We start from the raw sequence: 2,458 nt of genomic DNA on the forward strand, positions 1-2,458 counted from the left end.
TGTATTTCGCAAGTGAAAAGTGAGCCATTTCGCAATTTAATTTTGAGCCACTTAACCTTCGTTCATTTCCATCCATTTTTCCGTTTCTTTCATTCGATAAGAAACACCATTCATGTTCAAAACATGTGATTTATGTGTAAGTCTATCTGTTAGCGCAGCTGTTAATACTGGATCATGAAAGACCTCTTGCCATTTCAAAAAAGATAAGTTGCTCGTTATGATCGTTGATTTTCTACCAGCTCGTAACGATAGATGTGAGAAAAAAAGTTCAGCACCGTCTTTATCAAATGATATATACCCAAGTTCATCAATAATAACCAAGTCATACTTTTCAAACTTTAATTCAAATGCCCGCAGCGTGCGTTCAGAACGGCATTCCTTAAGCTGATTGATTAACGACGATACACTCGCAAAGTACACCTTATAACCAGCCATGCAGGCTTCTATCCCAAGCCCTACCGCAATATGAGATTTGCCCGTGCCTGGTGATCCTGTTAAAATGATATTTTGACCCTCTTTGATAAAATCCAACGTTTTCAAATGTGGTAATTTCCGTTTCGCATCATCTGGTAAAGCTTCTTCTTCTAACTCCTCCAATAACTTTTTCTCGGGGAAGTTTGCCGCCCGAATTCGATTGTATTTAGCGCGTACTAAACGATCACTCTTTTCTTGGATAAGCACTTGATGTAAAACATCAAATGCTTGATCAGGGTATTTAAAATCTGTTTCATTTTGAACCATCTTACGAATGCTTGGCAATCGTAAATTCTTACATATATCAATAACTTCCTGTTTCTTATTCATTATAAGCCACTCCTTTTTCCTCTTTAGGTTGATTAAATAGGAGCGCATATGCCTTAATATTGCTTTCGGATTGTTTCAAGGTATCATCTACTTCTAACGATCTTACTCCTGAAGGAGTAGATTGCTCACAAATGAAAAGAATTCTTTCTGTGTTCACATAATCAATACGAATGTTTTTTAGTTGTTCAACCGCCTCCATGACCCGATTCAACTTGTTATTTTCTTTAATATAGAAGAGTAACTCTATGAATTCTTTCTCTTTTCCGATATAATAATTGTTGTATAATTTTTTAATTTGGTTAGGTGCCTGCTTCAAACATTCACTTTGAGCGATGGCACCCTTTTTCTTTTGAAAGGTGTTTAAATAATGGTAAATATCCATCTCCCACTGATGTATCCCCCAATTACGTGAATGCTTAGCCACAAGATCTCCTTCAATAAATAACTTTACCTTTTCAGCTCCCACTTTTGCTTTGATCCATTTTCCTACGTGTCCTTCCGGCACTGAATAATGGTTTTGTTTGATGACCACTGAACTATACTTATCCACGCGGCATTCAACTAACTCAGCCCCATCAAATGGCGCAATAGTTATTGCTTGTTTTGCTACCTTTTTCTCTTCATTCATTAAATCAATATGCTTTATATTCTCTTTGTGATGCAACCGCCCGTTTATACGCTTTAACGCGCTCAGTAAATGTTCTTCAGCCTCAACTAAGCTGGAAAAAGAAAACTCAGATGAGAATGCCTTTCTTCTAATAAACTCTACACTGCGTTCGACATGGCCCTTTTCATTCCCTTTACGTGCTTCACATAATCGAATTTTAAATTGATAATAATTAGATATGTTAATCATACTGTCTGTTATGGCTTTCTCTGTTCCTACAAAGGATTTAACAACTGTTCTCATATTGTCATAGGTAAATACCGAAGGTACAAAACCGATATGCTCGATAAACTTTGAATGAACATCTAGTACACAAATCTGCGATTCGGATTGATAGATTTTGGCGAACCGATAATTGCTATGGGCCAATGTGAATACCGCAAGCGAATAACTTTTCAACTCCCCATTAATTTCAAGCTTAACTTGTCCCCAATCAAATTCAACTTCATAACCTGGTTTACAATACCTTCGAATGAATACCTCTTTTATTTTTACTGATTCTTTATTTACAAAATTACGTACAGTAGTGTAGCCTATGTCGTATCCTGCATCTATTAATTTCTCATGCATATCGATCATTTTCATCTGCTGCTTATGCATATAATGATTTCGCTTCCAGGTATTATCTTTTATATACCCAAGTAAAATCCCCTTGATTTCCTTCGTCAATACCTGCGTTCTTCCTGCTCTTTTCTTATAGGTCGGAGGCTTTATAATATCCTCTGTGATCGGTAGATCACGAACATCCTCGCTTCTACTTATTTCAAACTCTCGGATATACTTATCTACTGTATTTCTTGATACTTTTACATTCTTAGCTATTTTTCTCTTGCTCACACCTTCTAGATACTTTTGAAGAACTAATTGTTTCTTTTCCATTGTAATCACTCCTGATATCCCCCCAACTTGCGTTAGGGTTATTGTCTATCAAAAGTGGCTCAGTTTTCAACTGTCATTGTGGCTCACTTTTAAGTTACCATATACAAA

At 36.3% G+C, this 2,458-nt stretch carries 2 protein-coding genes; both read right to left on the reverse strand.

Annotation, left to right across the window (positions count from 1 at the left end; all coding sequences use genetic code 11):
• Nucleotides 1-51: 51 nt before the first annotated feature.
• Nucleotides 52-804, reverse strand: a complete 753-nt coding sequence (gene istB, locus ACOI1D_RS21315; protein WP_422504194.1) for an IS21-like element helper ATPase IstB — start codon at nucleotides 802-804, stop codon at nucleotides 52-54.
• The gene (gene istA / locus ACOI1D_RS21320) at nucleotides 797-2,350 is read right to left on the reverse strand and encodes an IS21 family transposase (RefSeq protein ID WP_422504195.1); all 1,554 of its coding nucleotides are present in this window, start codon (nucleotides 2,348-2,350) and stop codon (nucleotides 797-799) included. The genes istB and istA overlap by 8 nt, the downstream gene beginning before the upstream one ends.
• Nucleotides 2,351-2,458 lie beyond the last annotated feature (108 nt).

This window comes from Virgibacillus sp. DJP39 (assembly GCF_049310925.1).
Lineage (GTDB): Bacteria > Bacillota > Bacilli > Bacillales > Amphibacillaceae > Virgibacillus_F.